Source organism: Frankia sp. AiPs1, from assembly GCF_023716945.1.
Taxonomy (GTDB): domain Bacteria; phylum Actinomycetota; class Actinomycetes; order Frankiales; family Frankiaceae; genus Frankia.
In genome coordinates this window covers 1-541 of record NZ_JAMQQF010001183.1, presented here as the reverse complement: position 1 = coordinate 541, position 541 = coordinate 1, and the positions used below count along the sequence as shown (strand labels likewise).

Genomic DNA, 541 nt, shown 5'->3' with positions numbered 1-541 from the left:
CCCGGGAGCTGGCCGACGCGGTCGCCGAGCAGCACCACGCCCGCCGGGACGCCGACATCGCCCGCGAGCGCGCCGCCGCGGCCCGGGCGCACGCCGCGGACGTACGCCGGCAGCGCTTCGACGCGATCACCGCGGAACTCGCCGCGGCACTCGTCGACGACACGCCCTGTCCGGTCTGCGGCGCGTTCGAACACCCCGATCCGGCGGAGGTCCGCGCCGATCATCTGAGCAAGGACGAGGAGACCGCCGCCGAGCAGGAGGCGGACCGGCTTGCGGCCGACGCGGCGGCCGCCCTGCGCGCCGCCGACCGATGGGAGACGCAGGTCCGCACCTTGCATGCCGAGCTGGCCCGCGAGCCGTCCGACCCCTCGCACCCGCCCGCCGCGGCGGACTCGAGCACGGACGGGCCGCCCGACCCACTGGCGCAGGTGCGGCACTTCGATCTCGTCGTGCTGCTCGACGATCGGGCACCCGCCGCGGCGCGCCGACTGGCCGAGCTCGCCGCCGGGTTGGACGACCTGGTGGCGGCCCGCGCCGAGGC

The 541-nt window shown here is 77.8% G+C and carries 1 pseudogene; it reads left to right on the top strand.

Annotated elements, in window-relative coordinates:
• Positions 1-541 (top strand): annotated as a pseudogene (locus ND748_RS33550) (exonuclease); the annotation flags it as partial.